Raw genomic sequence first — 17,655 nt, 5'->3', positions numbered from 1 at the left:
ATGACAAGAACATGTTCTACTTTTTTCCGGTGTCCGTGACCTCGTACGAGCTATCGCACCTGGCCGCGCTCGGAGCGGAGGCCGTGCACGTCTTCCGCGAGGTCGCCGCGACCTTCGAGCGCCCGGTCCTGCTCTTCTCCGGCGGCAAGGACTCCGTGGTGATGCTGCACGCCGCCGCGAAGGCGTTCTGGCCCGCGCCGCTGCCGTTCCCCGTGCTGCACGTCGACACCGGCCACAACTTCGACGAGGTGCTGCGGTTTCGCGACGAGACCGCCGCCGCGCTCGGCCTGCGCCTGCTCGTCGCGCGCGTGCAGGACGACATCGACGCCGGCCGCGTCGTCGAGGAGACCGGGCCGCGGGCGAGCCGCAACCGGCTGCAGACGGTGACGCTGCTGCGGGCGATCCGCGAGGGCGGGTTCGACGCCGTGTTCGGCGGCGCCCGCCGGGACGAGGAGAAGGCCCGCGCGAAGGAGCGCGTGTTCAGCTTCCGCGACGAGCACGGCCAGTGGGACCCGCGGGCGCAGCGCCCGGAGCTGTGGAACCTCTACAACGGACGGCACCGGCGCGGCGAGCACATCCGCGTCTTCCCGCTGTCGAACTGGACGGAACTGGACATCTGGCAGTACATCCGCGACGAGCGGATCGCGCTGCCGCCGCTGTACTACGCGCACAGGCGGCCGGTGGTCCAGCGCGACGGCATGCTGCTGGCCGCGACCCGCTTCCTGTCCCTTGTGGACGGCGAGACGCCGTACGAGGCGACCGTGCGGTTCCGGACCGTCGGCGACGCCACCTGCACCGGCTGCGTCGAGTCGTCGGCGGCGACACCGTCCGAAGTTGTCGCCGAGGTGGCCGCCACCCGCGTCACCGAACGCGGCGCGACCCGCGCCGACGACCGGATTTCCGAGGCGGGGATGGAAGACCGCAAGCGGGAGGGATACTTCTGATGCAGCTGCTGCGGGTCGCCACGGCGGGGAGCGTGGACGACGGGAAGTCCACGTTGATCGGCCGGCTGCTGTTCGACTCGAAGGCGATCTTCACCGACCAGCTCGCCGCGGTCGAACGCGCCAGCCGCGACCGCGGCGAGGACTACCCGGACCTCGCGCTGCTCACCGACGGGCTGCGGGCCGAACGCGAGCAGGGCATCACGATCGACGTCGCCCACCGGTACTTTTCCACGCCGAAGCGCAAGTTCATCATCGCGGACACCCCGGGGCACCTGCAGTACACGCGGAACATGGTGACCGGCGCGTCGACGGCCGACCTCGCGCTGGTCCTGGTCGACGCGCGCAAGGGCGTGCTGGAGCAGTCGCGGCGGCACGCGTTCCTCGCGTCGCTGCTCGGGATCGGGCACCTCGTGGTGTGCGTGAACAAGATGGACCTCGTCGGGTGGTCGCAGGAGCGGTTCGACGAGATCCGCGAGGACTTCCGCCGGTTCGCGATGAAACTCGACGTGGCCGACCTGACGTTCGTGCCGGTCTCGGCGCTGCACGGCGACAACGTCGTCCACCGCAGCGCGAGCATGCCGTGGTACGAGGGCACTTCGCTGCTGCACCAGCTCGAGGAGGTGCACGTCGCCTCCGACCGCAACCTGATCGACGCGCGGTTCCCGGTCCAGTACGTCATCCGCCGGTCCGACTTCCGCGGCTACGCGGGCACCATCGCGGGCGGGGTGTTCAAGCCGGGCGACGAGGTCGTGGCGCTGCCGTCGGGCTTCACGTCGAAGGTGCGCGCGGTCTGGGGTCCGGGCGGGCAGCCTCTCGAAGAGGCGTTCACCGGCCAGGCGGTGGCCGTGGAACTGGCCGACGACCTCGACCTCGGCCGCGGCGCCATGCTGTGCCGCCCCGGCAACCGCGCGGAGTCGGCCCGCGAGGTCGACGCCCTGGTCTGCTGGTTCTCCGAACGCGCGGTGCTGACACCCGGCGCGACCTACGCGGTGCGGCACACGACCACCGAGACGCGGGGCACGGTGGAGCGGCTGGAGTACCGCCTGGACGTGACGACCCTGCACCGCGACGAGACGGCGGAAGTGCTGTCCTTGAACGACATCGGCCGGATCCGGCTGCGGACCCGCACCGCGCTGCTGTTCGACCCCTACCGCCGCAACCGCGCCACCGGTGGCTTCCTCCTGGTCGACGAGCACACCGGGGACACCGTCGCGGCGGGCATGATCACCGGCGCGGTCGCCTCCCCGGTGGTCTGGCACACCGCGGCGGTCCGGCGCGAGGACCGCCCGACCCGCGGCGCGACGGTGTGGCTGACCGGGCTTTCGGCGTCGGGCAAGTCGTCGGTGGCGGTGGAACTGGAACGCCGGCTGGTCGCGGCGGGCCGCCCGGCGTACCTGCTCGACGGCGACAACCTGCGCCACGGGCTCAACGCGGGCCTGGGGTTCAGCCCCGAAGACCGGGCGGAGAACGTCCGCCGGGTGGCCGAGGTGGCGCGCCTGTTCGCGGACGCGGGCGTGGTGGCGATCGCGTCGCTGATCAGCCCGTACTCGGCAGACCGGGCCCGGGCGCGGGCGGTGCACGCCGGGCTGCCGTTCGTGGAGGTGTTCGTCGACACGCCCCTGGCGGTGTGCGAGGCCCGCGACCCGAAGGGCATGTACGCGAAGGCGCGGGCCGGGGAGATCACCGGCTTCACCGGCATCGACGCACCGTACGAGCGCCCGTCGGCCCCCGACCTGGTGCTGCGTCCGGCCGACGGCGATCCGGCGGCGATGGCGGCGGCGATCCAGGCGCTGCTGGACGAACTCGGCTGAAAAGCCCTTGCCCGCGCACTTAGGGTGGGCCCCATGACGTCGGTCAGGCAGGTCCAGGTCACCTTCGACTGCGCGGACCCGGAGCGTGTCGCCCGGTTCTGGTGCGAGGTACTCGGCTACGTGCTCGAGGACTCCGGGGTCGCCTGCAGTGACCCCACGGGCGTGGGCCCGCGGCTGTACTTCCAGCGCGTGCCCGAAGGGAAGGTCGTCAAGAACCGGGTGCACCTCGACGTCCGGGTCGGCACGGGCCTCGTCGGTGAAGAGCGGCTGGCCGCGCTCGAAGCCGAGTGCGCCCGGCTGCTGCCGCTCGGCGCGGTCCGCGGACAGCTCCTGCTCGCCGACGAGGAGAACGAATCGTGCCTCAACATGCAGGACGTCGAGGGCAACGAGTTCTGCCTCGACTGAGGTCTACCCGGCTTCCAGGACGAAGAACAGGAAGCTCGGGAAGGTGTCGAGGATTTCGAAGTCGCCGGGGAACAGCTCGCGCGCGGCCGGTACCGGGTGCGGTTCGCTGATGACGGCGATCCGGAAGCCCGCGGCGGTGAAGGCGTCGGTCATCGCGTGCAGCGGCTTGTTCCAGAACGTCATCTGCGCCTTGACGCCCCGGAGTTCGAACTCGTCGGTCCAGGTGTACTGCTCGAAGTAGTCGGGCCGGGGCCCTTCGTGGCGGTGCGTGAGGTTGACCATCATCGGGTGGTTGACCGACGCGATCAGGCGGCCGCCGGGCTTCAGCACGCGCCGCACCTCGGCCAGCGGCGGGTCCCAGTCCCGCAGGTAGTGCAGCACCAGGGACGCCACGACGTCGTCGAACTCGTCGTCGGCGAACGGCAGCGGGTCGGCCAGGTCGGCGACGCGCAGGTCCGCGCCGTCGCCGAGCCGCCGCCGGGCGTGCGCCAGCATCTCGGGGCTCTGGTCGATCCCGGTGACGACGGCGCCCTTGTCCCGCAGCGCCGCGAACAGCGGGCCGGAGCCGCAGCCCGCGTCGAGGATCCGCCGTCCGGCCACGTCACCGGCGAGCGCGAGGGTCGCCGGGCGCTCGTAGTAGGCGTTCATCAGGCTGGTGTCGTTCTCGGCCGTGTACGCCTCGGCGAAGTCGTCGTATGCGGCAGTCATGGGGCCCATGGTGCCCGAATCAGCGCGACGGCGTCACGAACCCCGAGTCGTAGGCGCGGATCACCGCCTGGGTCCGGTCCCGGGCCCCCAGCTTCGCCAGCACGTTGCCCACGTGGGTCTTGACCGTCTGGACACCCACGTACAGCTCGCCCGCGATCTCCACATTGGACAATCCGCCGGCCATCAGCCGCAGCACTTCGCGTTCGCGCTCGGTCAGGCCGGCCGAGGCCAGTGCGTCGCCCGCCGGTGCGGGGGCGTGCTGGGCGGCCAGGCGGCGGATCGCCGCCGGGAACAGCAGGGACTCGCCGGCCACGACGGTGCGGATGGCCGCGACGATCTCTTCCGGCCGGGCGCGCTTGAGCAGGAACCCGCTGGCTCCGGCGACGAGCGCGTCGTAGACGTAGTCGTCGTTTTCGAAGGTGGTCACCACGATCACCTTCGGCGGATCCTCCACAGTGGACATGAGGTGCGTGGTGGCCCGGATCCCGTCCACGGCGGGCATCCGCACGTCCATCAGCACGACGTCCGGACGCAGCCGCGCCACCAGCCCCGGCACCTCGGCGCCATCGGCCGCCTCGCCGGCCACGGCCAGGCCGTCCTCGCTGTCGACGATCGCCCGCAACCCGGCCCGGATCAGCGGCTCGTCGTCCACCAGCAGCACCCGCACGCTCATCGCCCGCTCCCCCACGGCACCCGCACCACGACCTCCCACCGCTCACCGACCGGCCCGGCCGAGAACTCCCCGCCCAGCACCGCCACCCGTTCGGCCATCCCGCGCACGCCGCGCCCGCCCCCGGACCGGCGGGAGCCGCTCCCCAGCGGGTTCGTCACGTGGGCCACCAGCTCGTGCGCGGCGACGCCGACCACGAGCGTCACCGGCACCCTACCGGCGTGGCGCACCGCGTTCGTCAGGCATTCCTGCAGGATCCGGTACACCTCGCGCGACACCACCGGCGGCACGGCAGCCAGGTCGCCGTCGAGGTCGGCGGTGATCTCGGTACCGGCCAGCCGCGTCGTTCCGAGCAGGGCGGGCAGCCCGGCCAGCGTCGGCTGCGGTGCCCGGCCGGCCGCCTCCTCCCGCAGCAGGCCGAGCACGTGGTCGAGGTCGTCGAGCGCGGTGCGCGCCGACTCCTCGATGGCGCCCAGCGCCCGCTCGGTGAAGTCCGGGTCGGTGCGCAGCGTCCGCCGGGCGGCGCCCGCCTGGACCGTCACGACGCTCAGGGCGTGCCCGACGGAGTCGTGCAGCTCCCTGGCCAGCCGGTTGCGCTCGGCGAGCTGCTCGGTCCGCCGCTCGAGCCGGGCGATCCGGTCGGCGGCGGTCGTGCCGAGCAGCGCGACCGCGGCCCGGCGCAGCAGGCCGCCGATCGCGCTCACGGCGTAGCCGAGCAGCACCACGCCGAGCCCGAAGACCACGGGCAGCCACACCGAGCCCCAGCCCTTCGGCACGGTGACGGCGTCGCCTCCGTCGGTCTCGAATAGCTGCCCGGTGAAGACGGCGCTGATCGACAACCCGATCGCGACGGGCGCGGCGAGGCTGAAGAAGCTGACGACGAACCCGGCGCCGACGTGCAGCACGAACATCACCGCGGCGCGCAGCCGGCCCGGGCGGGTGCGGGGCTTCGCGGGCGCGTCCGGCACCGGGTCGTCGAGCAGCTCGCGGACCGCGGCCGCCTCCAGCGCGTGCACCGCGGGCAGGAACGCCGTCGCGGCCACGACGGCCAGGGTGAGCAGCCCGCCGACGACCGCGGCCCGCTCCACCGTGGTGACGAAGGGCAGCAGCGACGGCACGGCGACGGCCGAGAACAGCAGGTACGGCACGCTGATGGCGCCGCCGAGGACCAGGTAGACCCAGCGGCGGTAGGTCGCCTTGCTCGTCAGGGGCCGGAGGATGCGCACCAGCCGATCTTCGCAGCCCGGAGCCCAGGCGCGCCTCCCTCTCGCGGTGGACTCAGCCGTCGCTCTCGGCCGGGATGACCACGGTGCGCCGGAAGTGGTTGAAGATGACCGACGTCCGCACGTCGACGATCTCCCGGCGCTGGGTCAGCCGGTCGAGGACGAACCCGCTCAGCTGGTCGTTGTCGGCGACGGCGATGTGCAGCAGGAAGTCGTCGCTGCCGGACATGACGAAGACCGACAGCACCTCGGGCAGGCCGGTGACGAAGGCCCGGAAGGATTCGATGACGGCCCGGTCGGGTGGCCGCAGCCGCACGGCGACCATCGCCTGCACGGGCCGGCCGATCTTCTTCAGGTCGACGTCGACGGTGTGCCCGCGCACGATCCCGCGCCGGGTCAGGTCCCGCACCCGCTCGAGGCACGTCGACTGCGCGATGTGCAGGCGGCGGGCGAGTTCCTTGTTGGTCTGCTTGGCGTCTTCCTGGAGGAGGGTCAGCAGGGCCGTGTCAAGTTCGTCCATCGGGGCCTGCTTTCGGTTTTAGACTCGAGTTATTCGGCGTTTACTAAGATTTACCGAATCTAGCACGCCATTTTCCGGAGCGGCTCCGGTTGTTGTCTACGTTGGCGCCCATGATCACCGATTCCTCCCGCTCAAGACTTTCCGTGGCCGCCGTCCTGGGCGCGGCCCTGATCTGGAGCAGTTCGTTCGCGGTCACCAAGGTGGCGCTGGCGGAGATCCCGCCGATGACGCTGGGCGCGCTGCGGTTCGTGCTGGCGGCGGCGATCCTGGGGGTGGTGGTGCACGTGGGTCCGGATCGCCGTCGCCTGCCGGCCCCGCGGGAGCGGCTGTTCATCGGCTGGGCGGGCCTGCTCGGGATCACGGCGTACTTCGCGCTGGAGAACGTGGGCGTCGACCTGGCATCGGCTTCGGACGCGACGCTGATCGTCGCCGCGTACCCCATCCTGACGCTGGTTCTGTCGGGCCGCGCGGCGTTTTCCCCGGTCCGGCTGACGGGGATGCTGGTGGCGGGCGCGGGGGTGTGGCTGGTGGTCCGGGACGCCGGTGCCCACTCACTGTGGGGCGACGTGTTCCTGATCGCGGGCGGCGTGGCCTGGGGGGCGTACAACATCCTGGCCCGGCGCGACGGCTCCGGCGCGTCGCCGATCGTGGTGACGTACTACCAGACGCTCGCCGGAGCGGGCGGGTTCGTGCTGCTGTCACTGTCCGAAGTGGACCGGTGGCGGCTGCCGAGCGGGGGAACCGCAGTGCGAATCGCCTTCTTGGCGGGGCTGTGTTCGGTGGCGGCGTTCCTGCTCTACAACCACGGCCTCCGGCGGCTGGAGGCGAGCGTCGCGGTGAACCTGCTGAACATCGTCCCGGTGGCGGGGCTGGGGTGGGCGGTCGTGCTGGCCGGTGAGAAGCTCACGCTGGTGCAGTTGCTCGGCGGCGTGGTCGTCATCGCCGGGGTGACGCTGAGCCTGCGCCGAGCCTCGGCCGGGAACGCCGTTAGCCGGCAACGGGGTGACCTCCGAACCGGAGGCCACCCCGGAACCGATCAGTAAGCAGCCGCGCGGCTCTCGGCCCCGGCCACCAACCCGTTCACCCACAACGACTGCACCTTCGCCGCCTCGGCCGAAGACGGCTTCGCGTTCTTGCACGCCGTTCCCGGGCCGTGGCCCGACATCAGTTCCGTGCACGGTCCGCTGTAGTGGTCCGGCAGCCCGAGGTTGTGCCCCAGCTCGTGGGCCGCGATGCGGGTCGGGTCGTAGCCCTCCGCCACCTGGCTCGTGTCCAGGTAGATCTGGCCCCGGCCGTGGCCGTTCGTGTTCGTGTACGAGCCGCCGCTGTGGATCTCGTGGAACACGATCGTGGCGCTGGAGTCGCGCTTGACCAGCTTCACGTCCGTGACGGCCGCGTTCCAGTTGGCCGCGCCCTGGTCGATCTGGGCCAGGTAGTCCGGTGCGCCCGACGAGCTGTAGTACAGCGTCGTGACCGCGGCCGCCGAGGCGGCGGGGGCGGTGGCCAGCCCCAGGCCCAGCGGGGCCGCGACGGCCGTGGCCAACGCCACGACCCGGCCGATCACGCGTCCGTTCATCGTGTCTCCTTCGTCCGAATCAGGGAGCACTTCACCGTGGTTCGCGCGATCAGGTTAGAAGGCCACCACCACCGCGGCCACGGCCGAAAGTCGTTCCCCCGCGGGAGGGAGACACCTCCCGCCGCCGCGTGAGCCGCCGGCCGCGGGCGGCGTGATCTGCTCGGTCCCGGCGAAAGGGAACCGATGGACATCTTGCTGGGCCTGCTGACCCTCCCCCTGTACGTGCTGGTGCTGTGGCCGCTCGTCGCCGCCTCCCGGCGCGTGCTCGGCGTCCGGATCGGCGCCGTGCGCGCCCTGTGCGCCGCCGCGTTCGGGTGGCTCGTCGCCGGCGGCATCGGGCAGGCCTTCCCCGTTTCCCTGCTGCACAACGGCGGCGCGGCGCTCGGCCTGCTGATCCCGTTGGCGGGCAGCGCCTTCCTCGCGACGCTGATCTTCCTGTTCGGCGCGGAGATGGCGCTGCCGCACGGCATCGGGTTCGGCCGGCTGCGGGGCCGGCTCGCCCGCACCCGCCGGTACGCGCAGATCAGCCGGATCGCGGTCAAGCACGGCCTCGGCCGCTACCTGACCGGCCGCCGCGAACCCGGCCTCGCGCCGGGACGTCACGCCAAGCTCGCCCGGTCCCTGCGCCGTGCGCTGGAGGAGGGCGGGGTGACGTTCGTGAAGCTCGGCCAGCTGCTCTCCACCCGCGCGGACCTGCTGCCCCCGGTGTTCGTCGACGAGCTCGGCCGGCTCCAGGACCAGGTCGCGCCCGCCCGCGCGGACGCCGTGTGGGCCCTGTTGGCCGAAGAACTCGGCGGCTCGCCCGACGACGTCTTCGCCGAGTTCGACCCCGAGCCCCTGGCCGCCGCGTCGGTCGCGCAGGTGTACCGCGCGAAGCTGCGCAGCGGCGAGGACGTCGTGGTCAAGGTCCAGCGGCCGGGCGTGCGGGAACAGGCCGAGCGCGACACGGCCATCCTCCGGCGCGTCGCCGCGGCGCTGGAGGACCGTGCGGACTGGGCGCGCTCACTCGGCGTCGCCGAGCTGGCCGACGGGTTCGCCGGCGCGCTGGCCGAAGAACTCGACTTCACCATCGAAGCCCGCAACATCGCCGCCGTCGCCGCCGCGGGCTCCCCGGACGTCGCGCTCCCGAAAGTCCACAAAGAACTCTCCACCGAGCGTGTGCTGGTGATGTCCCGCCTGGACGGCAAGCCGCTGGCCACGGCGAAGGACGCCCTGCCGCCGGGAGAGCGCAAGCGGCTGGCGCGCTCGCTCCTGCGGTGCCTGCTCGACCAGGTGATGCTCGGCGGCGTCTTCCACGCCGACCCGCACCCGGGCAACCTCATGCTGCTGCGCGACGGCCGCCTGGGCCTGCTCGACTTCGGCTCGGTCGGCCGGCTCGACGCCGGGCTGCGCGGCGGCCTGCAGAACCTGCTGCTCGCCCTGGACCGCGGCGACCCGGCCGGCCTGCGCGACGGGCTCCTCGAGGTCGTCGACCGCACCGGCGAGATCGACGAACAGCGCCTGGAACGCGCGCTCGGCGCCCTGGTCGCCCGCCACTTCGGTCCCGGGCGGACCCCGGACCTCGACCTGTTCACCGGCCTGTTCCGCGTGGTCGCGGACTTCCGGCTCAGCGTGCCACCGCCGGTGGCCGCGGTGTTCCGCGCGCTGGCCACCGTCGAGGGCACCCTGGCGGCGCTCGACCCCGGCTTCGACATCGTCGCCGAGTCCCGCGCCTTCGCCGTCGAACAGGTCGGCGCCGGCCTCCGGCCGGGCCCGCTGGGCCGCACGGCACTCGGCGAGCTGACGGCGCTGCTGCCGGTGCTGCGCCGCATCCCCCGCCGCCTCGACCGCATCGGCGCGGCGATCGAGGAGGGCAGGCTGTCGGTGAACGTCCGCCTGTTCTCCGACGAGCGCGACCGCGAAGTCGTCACCGGCCTGGTCCACGAGGTCCTGCTGGCCTGCACGGGCGCGGCGACCGGCCTGATGGCGGTGCTGCTGCTGACCGGCTCGGGCGGCCCGCGCATCACCGCCGACCTGACGCTGCACCAGGTGTTCGGCTACAACCTGCTGGTGATCAGCGCCCTGGTGGGGCTGCGGCTGCTCTTCGTCGTCTTCCGGCGGTCCGGACGAGCGTCCCGATCAGCCCGGTGAGGCCGCGCGCCGGCGGGAGCACGGGTCCGGTCCGGACGGGCGTTCCGATGAGCGCCGGGTCACCCCGTCCGGGGCGCGTACATGATCACCGCGACCCCCGCCAGGCACAGCAGCGCACCGAGGACGTCGTACCGGTCGGGCCGGTAACCGTCCGCGACCACCCCCCAGCCCAGCGACCCCGCGACGAACACGCCGCCGTACGCGGCGAGGATGCGGCCGAAGTGGGCGTCCGGCTGGAGCGTCGCCACGAAGCCGTACACGCCCAGGGCCACCACTCCGCCGCCGATCCACAGCAGGCCGCGGTGTTCGCGGATGCCCTGCCAGATCAGCCAGGCGCCGCCGATCTCGCACACCGCCGCGGCCAGGAACAGGAGGATCGACCGCAGGAGCACCCCGGGATACTAACTCCGTGCCGTTCACGTTGAGTCATCCCGCCGCCGTGCTGCCGCTGGCGAGGCGGCCGCTGGTGCCCTCGGCGCTCGTCGCGGGGTCGATCGCACCGGACGTCTTCTGGTTCGTCCCGCGGCTGCTGCCCGACGTCGGCCTGAGCAGGACCCACGAGTTCGCGTCGGCCCTCTGGCTCGACCCGCTCATCGCCCTGGTCCTGCTGGCCGGGTTCCACGTGCTGCTGAAGCGGCCGCTGCTGGCGCTGGCGCCCCGGCCGCTGGCCGAACGGCTCCCCCGCCACTTCGGCTGGAGGCGGCCCGGGTGGATCGCGCTGTCGCTCGTCCTCGGCGCGCTCACGCACGTCGGCTGGGACGCCTTCACGCACGAAAGCGGCGGGTTCGCCTTCCTGCGGATCCCGCTCGTCACCGGCGTCGACGTCGGACGGCTGATCCAGCTGGTCAGCACGATCGCCGGCGCCGCCGTGCTCGCCTGGTGGCTCGTCCGCTGGTACCGCCGGGCGCCCACCGAGCCCGCCCCGCCGCCCAGCCGGCACCGCGGGCTCGTGACGGCGTTCCTGGCGGTCGGCGCGCTCACCGGCGCCGCGGTGCAGGTGCTGCCCTTCCTCGCCGGGCACGACCCGATGACCCCCGCGGGCGTCTTCGGCAACGCGACCTACCTGGTCGTCACCGGCGCCGGCAGCGGGTTCCTGGGCGCGCTCGTCCTCCATGCCCTGGCTTGGCACGCGCGGTATAGGTCGTTATACGCGAAACGGGCCACCCCGGAGGGTGACCCGTTCGACGCGGAAGAACTCAGACGGTGAAGCCGAGGGCGCGCAGCTGCTCGCGGCCGTCCTCGGTGATCTTCTCCGGGCCCCACGGCGGCATCCAGACCCAGTTGATCCGGAAGTCCTTGACCAGGCCGCCGGAGGTCAGCGCGGCGTTGGTCTGGTCCTCGATGACGTCGGTCAGCGGGCAGGCCGCGGACGTCAGCGTCATGTCGAGGGTCGCCGTGTTGTCCGGCTCGACGCGGATGTCGTAGACCAGGCCGAGGTCGACGACGTTGATCCCGAGCTCCGGGTCGACGACGTCGCGCATGGCCTCTTCGACGTCCTCGATCTTGGCGAGGTCGAGGTCCTGCTTCGCGGTGCTCTCGGCGTCGAGGTCGGCGGCGGTGCGCCCCTCACGAGTGGCGGTTTCTTCGGTCATGCCTGTCCATCTCCACTGCTCGTCCGGGCGACGGCGTCCTTGAAAGCCATCCAGCCGAGGAGGGCGCACTTCACGCGGGCGGGGTACTTGGCGACGCCCGCGAAGGCGACCCCATCCTCCAGCACGTCCTCGTCCGGCTCGACCTTTCCCTTGCCCTGCATCAGTTCCACGAAGGCGTCCATGGTGGTGAACGCCTCCTCAAGCGTGTGGCCGACGACGAGATCCGTCAAGACCGACGTCGAGGCCTGGCTGATCGAGCAGCCCTGGCCCTCGTAGGAGACGTCGGCGACCTTGCCGTCGTCGACCTTGACCCGCAGCGTCACCTCGTCGCCGCAGGTCGGGTTGACCTGGAACGACTCGGCGTCGAACGGGTCACGCAGACCGCGCCCGTGCGGGTTCTTGTAGTGGTCCAGGATGATCTCCTGGTACATGCTCTCCAGGTTCACTGCGCCACCCCGAAGAACTTCTGCGCCTCGCGGACCCCGGCCACCAGGGCGTCCACTTCGGACAGCTCGTTGTACAGGTAGAACGACGCGCGCACGGTCGCCTGCGCGTTGCAGGCCCGGTGCAGCGGCCACGCGCAGTGGTGGCCGACGCGCACGGCGATGCCCAGGCTGTCGAGCACCTGGCCGGCGTCGTGCGGGTGCACGCCGTCGATCACGAACGACACGGTCGCGCCGCGGTCTTCGAGGTCCGTCGGCCCGATGATCCGGACGCCGGGAATGGCGCCGATGCCCTCGAGGGCGGCCGCGGCGAGTTCCTTCTCGTGCGCCGCGACGCGGTCCATGCCGATCGCCGAGAGGTAGTCGACGGCCGCGCCGAGGCCGATGGCCTGCGACGTCATCGGGACACCCGCTTCGAACCGCTGCGGCGGCGGCGCGAAGGTGGAGCCCTCCATCCGGACCATCTCGATCATCGAGCCGCCGGTCAGGAAGGGCGGCATCGCTTCGAGCAGCTCGGAGCGGCCGTAGAGGACGCCGATGCCGGACGGGCCGAGCATCTTGTGTCCGGAGAACACCGCGAAGTCGACGCCGAGGGCGTGGAAGTCCACCGGGAAGTGCGGCACCGACTGGCAGGCGTCGAGCACGGTGAGCGCGCCGACGGCCTTGGCCTTCCCGACCAGCAGCGGGACCGGGTTGACCGTGCCGAGCACGTTGGACTGGTGCGCGAACGCGACCACCTTCGTGCGCGGCGTGATCAGCTCGTCCACATCGGACAGGTCGAGGCGGCCGTCTTCGGTCACCTTGAACCACTTCAGCGTCGCGCCGGTGCGCTGGCACAGCTGCTGCCACGGCACGAGGTTCGCGTGGTGTTCCATCTCGGTGACGACGACCTCGTCACCCGGGCCGACCACGAACCGCGCCGCCTCGGGACCGGCCGTGGCGGCGTTGCTCATCGAGTACGCGACGAGGTTGATGCCCTCGGTGGCGTTCTTGGTGAACACCAGCTCTTCGGGGTCGGCGCCGACGAACTCGGCGATCTTCGCCCGGGCGGACTCGTAAGCGTCCGTCGCCTCTTCGGACAGCTGGTGCGCGCCGCGGTGCACGGCGGCGTTCGACGTGAACACGTACTCGCGCTCGGCCTCGAACACCGCGGTCGGGCGTTGCGAAGTCGCCCCGGAGTCCAGGTACACCAAGGGTTTCCCGTCACGAACGGTGCGCGACAGGATGGGGAAGTCGGCCCTCAGGGCCGCCACGTCCAGTGGCAGACCCGCCGAAGCGCGCTTCTCAGCTGAGGCGGCATCAGCACTGCTGGCCGAGGTGGTGGTCATCGGGCCGACTCCTCTCAATCTCGGTGTAGGGGACCGGATCAGACCGCGGCGGGCTCGGTCTTGCCGGTGTACTTGACGTACCCGTTCTCTTCGAGCTCGTCCGCCAGTTCCTTGCCGCCCGACTCGACGATCTTGCCGCCGGCGAAGACGTGCACGAAGTCCGGCGTGATGTGCCGCAGGATCCGGGTGTAGTGCGTGATCAGCATGACGCCGACCTCGCTCGAAGCCTTGTACTGGTTGACGCCCTCGGAGACGATCCGCAGCGCGTCGACGTCGAGGCCGGAGTCGGTCTCGTCGAGGATGGCGAACTTCGGCTTGAGCAGCGCCAGCTGCAGGATCTCGTGGCGCTTCTTCTCGCCGCCGGAGAAGCCCTCGTTGACCGAGCGCTCGGCGAACTCCTGCGAGATCTCGAGCTTGCCCATCTCCTCCTTGACCTCCTTGACCCAGTGGCGCAGCTTGGGGGCCTCGCCACGGACCGCGGTGGCCGCGGTGCGGAGGAAGTTGGACATCGACACGCCCGGCACCTCGACCGGGTACTGCATGGCCAGGAACAGGCCGGCCCGCGCGCGCTCGTCCACGCTCATCTCGAGCACGTTCTCGCCGTCGAGCAGCACCTCGCCGGAGGTCACCTGGTACTTGGGGTGACCGGCGATGGCGTAGGACAGGGTGGACTTGCCGGAGCCGTTGGGGCCCATGATCGCGTGCGTTTCACCCGACTTGATCGTCAGGTTGACGCCCTTGAGGATCTCCTTGGCGCCTTCCTCGGTGGTCACCGAGGCGTGCAGGTCCTTGATTTCCAGCGTTGCCATTCTTCGTTTTCCTAAGTCAGAGAGGGCGGTCAGGCGCCAACGGCTTCGAGTTCGGCTTCGATCGCCGCTTCGAGGCGCTCGCGCACCTCGGGGACGTCGATCTTGACCAGGATCTCGTGGAAGAACCCGCGCACGACCAGCCGGCGGGCGGCTTCTTCGGCGATCCCGCGCGACTGCAGGTAGAACAACTGCTCGTCGTCGAACCTTCCCGTCGCGCTCGCGTGGCCGGCGCCTTCGATCTCGCCGGTCTCGATCTCGAGGTTCGGCACCGAGTCCGCGCGCGCGCCCGGCGTGAGCACGAGGTTGCGGTTGAGCTCGTAGGTGTCGGTGGCCTCGGCGGCCGCGCGGATCAGGACGTCGCCGATCCAGACCGTGTGCGCGGCTTCACCCTGCAGGGCGCCCTTGTACATCACGCGCGAGCGGCAGTTCGGGACCGCGTGGTCGACGAACAGCCGGTGCTCCTGGTGCTGGCCGGCGTCGGCGAAGTAGACGCCGAGCATCTCGACGTCGCCGCCCTTGTCCGCGAACGTCGCCGTCGGCGAGATGCGGACGAGGTCGCCGCCCAGGGTGATCACGGTGTGCCGCAGCGCGGCGTCGCGGCCCAGCTTCAGGTGCTGCTCGGAGACGTGCACGGCGTCGTCGGCCCAGTCCTGGACGCTGACCACGGTGACCTTGGCGCCGTCGCCGATGACGAACTCGACGTTGTCGGCGTAGGTGCCGGAGCCGACGTGGTCGAGCACGATGACGGCCTCGGCGAACGCCTCGGCGCGGACCTGCAGGTGACCGTAGGCGACCTGGCCCTCCCCCGGACCCTGGATCCGCAGCACGGACGGCTTCGACGCCTTCGTCTCCTTGGGCACCGTCACGACGGTGGCCTTGGTGAACGCCGAGTATGCCTGCGCGGCGATCCGGTCGCTCGGGACGCCGGCCTGGCCCAGCCGCGGGTCGTCGCGGCCGACGGTCACGATGCCCAGCTCGGGGGCGGCGTCGACGTCGAGGGTGATCTCGCCGGTGGCGGGCGCGCTGCCGTCGTGGAGGCCGCGAAGGCGCTTCATCGGCGTGAAGCGCCAGTTCTCCTCACGGCCACCGGGGACCTCGAAGGCCTCGACGTCGTAAGAAGTGAACCGCTCCGCGCGGGAGGCCGCCGGGATGACGGCCCCCTCGCGAAGGGCTTCGGAAACGTTGTTCTCGGTAACCGACATGACTAGCCGACGGACCCTTCCATCTGGAGCTCGATCAGGCGGTTCAGCTCGAGCGCGTACTCCATCGGCAGCTCACGGGCGATCGGCTCGACGAAGCCGCGCACGATCATCGCCATCGCCTCGGCCTCGTCGAGGCCGCGCGACATCAGGTAGAACAGCTGGTCCTCGCTGACCTTGGACACCGTGGCCTCGTGGCCCATGGACACCTCGTCGTTGCGGATGTCCACGTACGGGTACGTGTCCGAGCGCGAGATGGTGTCCACCAGCAGCGCGTCGCAGACCACGCTGGAGCGCGAGTGGTGCGCCCGCTTCGCGACCTTGACCAGGCCGCGGTAGGACGTCCGGCCGCCGCCGCGCGCCACCGACTTCGACACGATGGTCGAGGACGTGTACGGCGCGAGGTGCTCCATCTTGGCGCCCGCGTCCTGGTGCTGGCCCTCGCCCGCGAACGCGACCGACAGGACCTCGCCCTTGGCGTGCTCGCCCATGAGGAACACCGACGGGTACTTCATCGTCACCTTGGAACCGATGTTGCCGTCGATCCATTCCATGGTCGCGCCCTCTTCGCACTTGGCGCGCTTGGTGACCAGGTTGTAGACGTTGTTCGACCAGTTCTGGATGGTCGTGTAGCGGCAGCGGGCGCCCTTCTTGACGATGATCTCCACGACCGCCGAGTGCAGCGAGTCGGACTGGTAGATCGGCGCCGTGCAGCCCTCGACGTAGTGCACGTACGCACCTTCGTCGACGATGATCAGGGTGCGCTCGAACTGGCCCATGTTCTCGGTGTTGATCCGGAAGTAGGCCTGCAGCGGGATCTCGACGTGCACGCCCTTCGGCACGTAGATGAACGAGCCGCCGGACCACACCGCCGTGTTCAGCGCGGAGAACTTGTTGTCCCCGGCCGGGATGACCGAGCCGAAGTACTCCCGGAACAGCTCCGGGTGCTCCTTGAGCGCGGAGTCGGTGTCCAGGAACAGGACGCCCTGCTCCTCCAGGTCCTCGCGGATCTGGTGGTAGACGACCTCGGACTCGTACTGCGCGGCGACCCCGGCGACGAGGCGCTGCTTCTCCGCCTCGGGGATGCCCAGCTTGTCGTACGTGTTCTTGATGTCCTCGGGCAGTTCCTCCCAGGAGGTGGCCTGCTTCTCCGTGGACCGCACGAAGTACTTGATGTTCTCGAAGTCGATCCCGGAGAGGTCGGCCCCCCAGTTGGGCATGGGCTTCTTCTCGAAGAGCTTGAGCGCCTTGAGTCGCGCTTCGCGCATCCACTCCGGCTCGGACTTCTTCGAGGAGATGTCGGTGACGACGTCCTCGTTCAGCCCGCGACGGGCGCTGGCGCCCGCCTCGTCGGAGTCGGCCCAGCCGAACGCGTACTTGCCAAGGGACTCGATGGTCTCTTCCTGGCTCAGTGGCGCGGTGGTGGGAGTGCGCTGCTCGGCAGCGGCAGTCATGCGGGTTTCCCTCCATTCGGGATCCGTGCTGTGCGCCCCTCGGGGGACGCCGTTCTCGCCGGCTCGGGATGGGCCGGCTGACCCGCCGTGACGGGTACGTGGGTGGTGCACGCGGAGTCCCCGCGTGCGATGGTCGCCAGCCGCTGGACGTGGGTGCCCAGCAGCTTCGCGAACGCCTCCGTCTCGGCCTCGCACAGCTGCGGGAACTCCGCGGCGACGTGGGCGACCGGACAGTGGTGCTGGCAGAGCTGCGCTCCGACATTGCGGCTGGTGCCAGGGACGTTCCGACCGGCTGCCGGAGCGCCGACCTGACGGGTCGACGCAGCGTAGCCTTCCCTGCTCAGCGCGGTCGCGAGGGCCTCCGCGCGCGTCGCGGGATCACCCGGTGCGGTGATCGCGGAGCGGTGCGGGCCGACCAGCTTCTCGATGCGCCGCTCGGCGAAGGCGCGGACGGCGTCCTCCCCGGCGTGCTCGGCCAGGAAGCGGATCGCGGAGACCGCCAGGTCGTCGTAGGCGTGCCCGAACCGGGCGCGGCCGGGCTCGGTCAGCAGGAAGAGCTTCGCGGGACGGCCCCGGCCCCGGGGGCCGCGGCGCGGCGCGTCCCGGGTCTCGGCTTCGCCGTCCGCGACCAGCGCGTCCAGGTGCCGGCGGACGGCGGTGGGGCTGATCCCGAGCTGCTCGGCGACCACGACGGCGGTCATGGGACCCTGTTCCAGCAGCAGCCGGGCGACCTCGTGCCGGGTCTTGCCCTCGGCGCTGACCTGCGACGGGACGTGCGGGTGCGCGGCGCGGGGCATGTCGCCGCCAGCCTGGTCACCCGCCTCCGTCTTTTTCACAACACAA

Annotated in this window: 19 protein-coding genes; 6 read left to right on the top strand and 13 right to left on the bottom strand. The window is 71.2% G+C overall.

Translation table 11 applies throughout. From position 1 onward, the window contains the following. Positions 1-11 precede the first annotated feature (11 nt). Genes cysD through ACLJOU_RS23780 form a run of 3 tightly spaced genes read left to right on the top strand, consistent with a single transcriptional unit; the run spans position 12 to position 3,160 of the window. Positions 12-944, top strand: coding sequence for a sulfate adenylyltransferase subunit CysD (gene cysD / locus ACLJOU_RS23790; protein WP_410570292.1), 933 nt, complete (start codon positions 12-14; stop codon positions 942-944). Then, on the top strand, positions 944-2,755 hold the full coding sequence (cysC, locus tag ACLJOU_RS23785; RefSeq protein WP_410570004.1) for an adenylyl-sulfate kinase: 1,812 nt from the start codon (positions 944-946) through the stop codon (positions 2,753-2,755). The genes cysD and cysC overlap by 1 nt, the downstream gene beginning before the upstream one ends. Positions 2,756-2,788: 33 nt before the next feature. Continuing rightward, positions 2,789-3,160 carry a VOC family protein gene (locus tag ACLJOU_RS23780; RefSeq protein WP_410570002.1) on the top strand — a complete coding sequence of 124 codons (372 nt, stop codon included), beginning with the start codon at positions 2,789-2,791 and terminating at the stop codon, positions 3,158-3,160. A gap of 3 nt (positions 3,161-3,163) precedes the next feature. Here the strand turns inward: ACLJOU_RS23780 and ACLJOU_RS23775 are convergent, their stop codons facing one another. The 4 genes from ACLJOU_RS23775 to ACLJOU_RS23760 are packed head-to-tail and all read right to left on the bottom strand — an operon-like array spanning position 3,164 to position 6,281. Beyond that, a complete protein-coding gene (locus ACLJOU_RS23775; RefSeq protein WP_410570000.1) occupies positions 3,164-3,868 on the bottom strand; it encodes a class I SAM-dependent methyltransferase in 705 nt (234 codons plus the stop codon). Between the two features lie 19 nt (positions 3,869-3,887). Beyond that, entirely contained in the window at positions 3,888-4,541 is a 654-nt protein-coding gene (locus tag ACLJOU_RS23770) for a response regulator (RefSeq protein WP_410569998.1), read from the bottom strand. Continuing rightward, positions 4,538-5,764 (bottom strand): sensor histidine kinase, encoded by a 1,227-nt coding sequence (locus ACLJOU_RS23765; RefSeq protein ID WP_410569996.1) that lies wholly within the window; start codon positions 5,762-5,764, stop codon positions 4,538-4,540. Before ACLJOU_RS23765 ends, ACLJOU_RS23770 begins: the two co-directional genes overlap by 4 nt. Before the next feature lie 52 nt (positions 5,765-5,816). Continuing rightward, positions 5,817-6,281: an Lrp/AsnC family transcriptional regulator gene (locus ACLJOU_RS23760; protein WP_410569994.1), complete on the bottom strand. Its 465-nt coding sequence runs from the start codon at positions 6,279-6,281 to the stop codon at positions 5,817-5,819. 110 nt (positions 6,282-6,391) lie between these two features. Here ACLJOU_RS23760 and ACLJOU_RS23755 point away from each other — a divergent pair, with 110 nt between their 5' ends. After that, on the top strand, positions 6,392-7,324 hold the full coding sequence (locus ACLJOU_RS23755; RefSeq protein WP_410569993.1) for a DMT family transporter: 933 nt from the start codon (positions 6,392-6,394) through the stop codon (positions 7,322-7,324). On the opposite strand, the gene ACLJOU_RS23750 is transcribed toward ACLJOU_RS23755, so the two are convergent. Continuing rightward, positions 7,318-7,857, bottom strand: a complete 540-nt coding sequence (locus tag ACLJOU_RS23750) for a snapalysin family zinc-dependent metalloprotease (protein WP_410569992.1) — start codon at positions 7,855-7,857, stop codon at positions 7,318-7,320. The two genes, ACLJOU_RS23755 and ACLJOU_RS23750, sit on opposite strands and share 7 nt — an antisense overlap. A 183-nt stretch (positions 7,858-8,040) precedes the next feature. Between ACLJOU_RS23750 and ACLJOU_RS23745 the strand changes: the two genes are divergently transcribed. After that, positions 8,041-9,987, top strand: a complete 1,947-nt coding sequence (locus ACLJOU_RS23745; RefSeq protein ID WP_410569990.1) for an ABC1 kinase family protein — start codon at positions 8,041-8,043, stop codon at positions 9,985-9,987. A 59-nt stretch (positions 9,988-10,046) separates the two neighbouring features. Here ACLJOU_RS23745 and ACLJOU_RS23740 read toward each other — a convergent pair whose 3' ends face one another. Beyond that, the gene (locus ACLJOU_RS23740) at positions 10,047-10,379 is read right to left on the bottom strand and encodes a YnfA family protein (protein ID WP_410569988.1); all 333 of its coding nucleotides are present in this window, start codon (positions 10,377-10,379) and stop codon (positions 10,047-10,049) included. Positions 10,380-10,396: 17 nt separating this feature from the next. Here ACLJOU_RS23740 and ACLJOU_RS23735 point away from each other — a divergent pair, with 17 nt between their 5' ends. Further along, complete coding sequence (locus ACLJOU_RS23735; RefSeq protein ID WP_410569987.1) at positions 10,397-11,194, top strand: DUF4184 family protein; 798 nt, start codon at positions 10,397-10,399, stop codon at positions 11,192-11,194. Here the strand turns inward: ACLJOU_RS23735 and ACLJOU_RS23730 are convergent. From ACLJOU_RS23730 to ACLJOU_RS23700, 7 genes are read right to left on the bottom strand one after another with little or no spacing between them, the layout of a single operon-like run. Next, entirely contained in the window at positions 11,184-11,579 is a 396-nt protein-coding gene (locus ACLJOU_RS23730; protein WP_410569985.1) for a metal-sulfur cluster assembly factor, read from the bottom strand. The genes ACLJOU_RS23735 and ACLJOU_RS23730 overlap by 11 nt on opposite strands. Then, a complete protein-coding gene (sufU, locus tag ACLJOU_RS23725; RefSeq protein WP_410569983.1) occupies positions 11,576-12,025 on the bottom strand; it encodes a Fe-S cluster assembly sulfur transfer protein SufU in 450 nt (149 codons plus the stop codon). The genes ACLJOU_RS23730 and sufU overlap by 4 nt, the downstream gene beginning before the upstream one ends. Further along, complete coding sequence (locus ACLJOU_RS23720; protein WP_410569981.1) at positions 12,022-13,350, bottom strand: cysteine desulfurase; 1,329 nt, start codon at positions 13,348-13,350, stop codon at positions 12,022-12,024. The genes sufU and ACLJOU_RS23720 overlap by 4 nt, the downstream gene beginning before the upstream one ends. Before the next feature lie 38 nt (positions 13,351-13,388). Then, positions 13,389-14,159, bottom strand: coding sequence for a Fe-S cluster assembly ATPase SufC (gene sufC / locus ACLJOU_RS23715; protein ID WP_378190717.1), 771 nt, complete (start codon positions 14,157-14,159; stop codon positions 13,389-13,391). 29 nt (positions 14,160-14,188) lie between these two features. Beyond that, positions 14,189-15,361, bottom strand: coding sequence for a Fe-S cluster assembly protein SufD (gene sufD, locus ACLJOU_RS23710; protein ID WP_410569980.1), 1,173 nt, complete (start codon positions 15,359-15,361; stop codon positions 14,189-14,191). Between the two features lie 2 nt (positions 15,362-15,363). After that, positions 15,364-16,812 carry a Fe-S cluster assembly protein SufB gene (sufB, locus tag ACLJOU_RS23705; RefSeq protein WP_410569978.1) on the bottom strand — a complete coding sequence of 483 codons (1,449 nt, stop codon included), beginning with the start codon at positions 16,810-16,812 and terminating at the stop codon, positions 15,364-15,366. After that, entirely contained in the window at positions 16,809-17,609 is an 801-nt protein-coding gene (locus ACLJOU_RS23700; RefSeq protein WP_410570290.1) for a helix-turn-helix transcriptional regulator, read from the bottom strand. The genes sufB and ACLJOU_RS23700 overlap by 4 nt, the downstream gene beginning before the upstream one ends. Positions 17,610-17,655: the final 46 nt, after the last annotated feature.

Origin of the sequence: Amycolatopsis sp. cmx-4-61, from assembly GCF_046548775.1 — a bacterium.
Lineage (GTDB): Bacteria > Actinomycetota > Actinomycetes > Mycobacteriales > Pseudonocardiaceae > Amycolatopsis.
The sequence above is the reverse complement of the archived record's forward strand: the minus strand, read 5'-3'. Positions and strand labels throughout refer to the sequence as shown.